At 33.7% G+C, this 3,582-nt stretch carries 6 protein-coding genes and 1 pseudogene; 5 read left to right on the top strand and 2 right to left on the bottom strand.

Annotated features, from left to right (window positions below):
• Positions 1–107: 107 nt before the first annotated feature.
• Together CP363_RS10310 and CP363_RS10305 are read right to left on the bottom strand one after the other, a co-directional pair.
• Complete coding sequence (locus CP363_RS10310; RefSeq protein ID WP_089143229.1) at positions 108–539, bottom strand: DUF3021 domain-containing protein; 432 nt, start codon at positions 537–539, stop codon at positions 108–110.
• Positions 536–970: a LytTR family DNA-binding domain-containing protein gene (locus CP363_RS10305; RefSeq protein WP_089143230.1), complete on the bottom strand. Its 435-nt coding sequence runs from the start codon at positions 968–970 to the stop codon at positions 536–538. Before CP363_RS10305 ends, CP363_RS10310 begins: the two co-directional genes overlap by 4 nt.
• A 178-nt stretch (positions 971–1,148) precedes the next feature.
• Here CP363_RS10305 and CP363_RS10300 point away from each other — a divergent pair, with 178 nt between their 5' ends.
• From CP363_RS10300 to CP363_RS10280, 5 genes and pseudogenes are all read left to right on the top strand, one after another.
• Positions 1,149–1,496, top strand: coding sequence for a helix-turn-helix domain-containing protein (locus CP363_RS10300; RefSeq protein ID WP_089143231.1), 348 nt, complete (start codon positions 1,149–1,151; stop codon positions 1,494–1,496).
• A 146-nt stretch (positions 1,497–1,642) separates the two neighbouring features.
• On the top strand, positions 1,643–1,978 hold the full coding sequence (locus CP363_RS11080; protein ID WP_089143232.1) for an aldo/keto reductase: 336 nt from the start codon (positions 1,643–1,645) through the stop codon (positions 1,976–1,978).
• Positions 1,979–2,142: 164 nt separating this feature from the next.
• Positions 2,143–2,433, top strand: a complete 291-nt coding sequence (locus CP363_RS11075; protein WP_089143233.1) for a hypothetical protein — start codon at positions 2,143–2,145, stop codon at positions 2,431–2,433.
• A gap of 123 nt (positions 2,434–2,556) precedes the next feature.
• Complete coding sequence (locus CP363_RS11070; RefSeq protein ID WP_089143234.1) at positions 2,557–2,949, top strand: transketolase C-terminal domain-containing protein; 393 nt, start codon at positions 2,557–2,559, stop codon at positions 2,947–2,949.
• A gap of 170 nt (positions 2,950–3,119) precedes the next feature.
• Positions 3,120–3,582 (top strand): annotated as a pseudogene (locus CP363_RS10280) (IS30 family transposase); the annotation flags it as partial.

Below are 3,582 nucleotides of genomic sequence, written 5' to 3'. Positions count from 1 at the left end.
GTTGAACGACTACTCCGTCGAGTAATCATCCAACACTAGATTAGTATGTTTTGTTTGTTGCTTGATAAGTTTTTGATAATTTGTCTACTGTTAATAATGCCGTCATTTTACTCACCATTTTTCTTCAATTTTTTGTTAATTTGATTAACCTCATGCCATAAATGATAGAAATAAGTGCCATAAGCAATAGCGTACATAATGATAAAACTGATAACCGTAGTCATTAGCAAAGACCAAGAATAGCTAAAATTGTTGATAATTAAATTGAAAAGTAACCATGCTGCTAGACAAACAAAGAAATTGACTACAATTTGTGTCCTTAAAGACCAAGAATCATTATTAAAAATCCAACCTGCAAAATAAAAAAAGACACCGATAAAGAAGGATATTATTAACCAAAACAAGAAATTAATAGCTGACAATTTTGTCGCTTCCAAATTTCTCCAGTTAGAAGAAGATAATAGGTCCACCGCAAACCAGATCATGCCAATTCCAATTCCCATCAAACCGCTATCCAGCATATATCGAACACGTTTCATAATCCTAGCCTCTCTTTCAGTTCTTTAATCCTTCGTCGTGAGATTTGCACATGCAGATCATTATTCAAAATAGCATCAATATTACCGTTACTCAGAATTTGCAGATGATCTAATTGACGATAATTGAGCAGTGCACTTCTCGATACTGTCACGAAATCTGATGGCAAAACTTTTTGCACTTGATATAAACGACCTTTATACAAATAGGTATCCTGCTCCGTATACACGTAAGTTTTCTCATTTTCCACTTGTACCAGATAGATTTCGCTAAATTTTACTGGATACGCATCCCCTCGATGAAAACACCAGATGAACTCCTTCTTATTAGTCAACTCATTAGCAATCTGACTAATTTTATCTGTCATTCTATGTAGCCAAAACTCAGCTTTTTCTTCAGGTAAGCTTTCATCAATATTGAATTTTACTTTCAAGATCACCCCTCCTTCATTTGATTATTAGTATAGATAATTCTAATTTTTTTGCCATAAAAAATCGGTGAATGGTAAGTTTTCTAAGGTGAATGGTTACCAAATTATTTGCATAATATTAACACGTAATAGGATTTGAATTTAAAGGTAAAAATATGACAAAAAAGCAGTATTAAGTAAAATTCAAGTAACTTTAGATGTCATTGACGGAAAATGTAAGCCTTTGATCTTACATTATTTACAAGAAAATGGCACAAAACACTATAGTGAAATCCTCCGTTATTTAGATAGCGCACCAAAGAAAACCTTAACAGCACAACTAAGAGGATTAGAAGCTGATAAAATTATCAAACGTACAGTAATTCCTACGGTTCCGGTTCAAGTAAAATATAGTATTACTGATTATGGTAAAACTTTATTTCCAATACTAGATATTATGTGTGCTTGGGGATACGTAAATCAGACTAACTATAATGTTAAACATCCTACTTGCCCAATAAATGAACAAACAAAGCAAGTGAAGGAATAAAAATTAGCCAATTTACATAAAATGTTTGTCGACTAGGTTACCTAAAAGTTCCCTAGGCACATAATTGTGCCGTCTTCACAGCCTTTTTAAATGCTTGTATGATTTTTTATGAAATCAAATATAAGTATTTAGAAAGATTATTTTTTATGAACCAAACAAATTTAGGAATTACTTCTTTAAAAATCTCAGCTATGGGATTGGGTATTATGCGGATGAATGCTAAAACTCCGCAGCAAGCTACTGAAGCTTTAGAAGCAGCCTTCGATAATGGCATTAATTTTATTGATTCGGCTGATATTTATGGCCAAGGCGAATCTGAAAAAATCTTTGGCCAAGTCCTAAAATTAAGCAAAATAAAGCGCGATGATCTATTTATTCAATCTAAAGTAGGAATAATTGTTGACCCTGATAAAAGTGAAGGTTCAAGAGTTTTTGGTGGTCGATATGAATTTACTAAAGATCATATTCTCGAAGCAATCTAAAATGAAGCTACTCACCACTGGGTAAACCCTTTTAACTTAAAGACTGACAAACCTCTAGCTCTTGCTCCTAAAACTCCAAACTCTACAAGTATCATGGTTGATTTTCTAAAAAACATATCCAAAATCAAAAAAATATCCTAGCAATTAACGCTGCTATTCCTCATATGTTTGGTTTAAACGAAATCAAAGAAAATTATCCCAAACATTACAAAGACGTTGGTATTGCTGAACAAGAATCTATAGCTTTTGCAGCCGGTGCTGTCAAGGAAGGCATCACCCCCATTTGGTTTGAAAACTCTACTCTCTTACAACGAGCATATGATCAACTTTCCCATGATGTTGCTACAAATGATTTACCAGTAGTCATGGTAGTTATTGGTGGTGGGGTTACTAATACTTCAAAAACTCATGTTGGAGTTTTTGATAATATGATGATTGCTAATTGGCCTAATTGAGAATATTAGCACCTACTACTCTTAATGAAATGAAATCAATGCTTAATTGGGCTGTTAAACAAAGAAAACATCCTGTAGCTATTAAAAGCCCAGTTAATCTATTTCCTGAGGGAAGTCCAATTAATGAAGACCAACTATGATGTTAAACTAGGATCAAAAGTCGCAGTTATTGGCGTAAGAGACTTCTATCAATTAGGCGAAAAAGTTCGTAAACTTTTAAAGAAACATGATATTAATGCAACTTTAATTAATCCGAAATACGTAGCTCATCTTGATACTGAGACATTGACTAGTCTAATGGCCAACCATGAATTAGTTGTAACCTTAGAAGATAATACTTTGGAAAGCGGATTTGGTGAAAAAATTGCTAGCTATTATGGTCCAAATAATATGAAAGTTAGAAATTATGGTGAAAAGAAAGAATATACTGACAACGAATCAGTAGAATCTATCTATAAACGCAATCATCTACTGCTTAACCAAATTTTCAATGATATTATTAAAATCATCAAGTAATCAAAAAAGTGAGAAGACCTTATTATCAATCTTCTCACTTTTTATATTGAAAATTATTATTTTAATTATTTTCGCCGATTGTAAAATCAAGTTGAACACTTGATAAAAATAAAAGGCCATCTGGACCTGTTTGATAGAATGTTAATATCCACAAAAACATCTATTGGAGGTCACAAGAGGTCAAACGTGGTACTGTTTCTCTCTATCATGGCAAGCAGCAGCGTTATAAGGCTGATCATGGTCAGAGTGTTTATCAGATTAATCGTCGCCACTGTGGTCGTAAATCAGACTTCTTGAAGAAAGCAGACTTTATTAGCTACGTCATTAAGCATTTCTTTGAGGACGGCTGGTCACTTGACGTTTGTGCCAATCGTAGCTTAGCTATCGGTGAATTTTCACATCATTGAACAGTCTGCACCAGAACTTTGTACAACTATGTAGAACAAGGCCTAATTACAATTAAGAACTATGATTTGCCTGAAAAACTTAAACGCAACACCAAGTTCCATCATGTTCGCAAAAATAAGAAAAAGCTGGAACGAAGCATCGAAGAGCGGCCTAAAGAGATTGACCAGCGGAATGAATTTGGTCATTGGGAATGTGATCTTGTTCTAGGGCATAAAACCAAAGATG

The sequence above is a fragment of the Lactobacillus sp. UMNPBX12 genome, from assembly GCF_002553955.1.
GTDB classification, from domain to species: domain Bacteria; phylum Bacillota; class Bacilli; order Lactobacillales; family Lactobacillaceae; genus Lactobacillus; species Lactobacillus crispatus.
This window is presented reverse-complemented; position numbering and strand designations above follow the sequence as displayed.

Coding starts and splice junctions, on each gene's coding strand:
- CP363_RS11080 (WP_089143232.1), top strand. CDS start 1,643: ATGAACCAAACAAATTTAGGAATTACTTCTTTAAAAATCTCAGCTATG.
- CP363_RS10310 (WP_089143229.1), bottom strand. CDS start 539: ATGAAACGTGTTCGATATATGCTGGATAGCGGTTTGATGGGAATTGGA.
- CP363_RS11070 (WP_089143234.1), top strand. CDS start 2,557: ATGAAGACCAACTATGATGTTAAACTAGGATCAAAAGTCGCAGTTATT.
- CP363_RS11075 (WP_089143233.1), top strand. CDS start 2,143: ATGTTTGGTTTAAACGAAATCAAAGAAAATTATCCCAAACATTACAAA.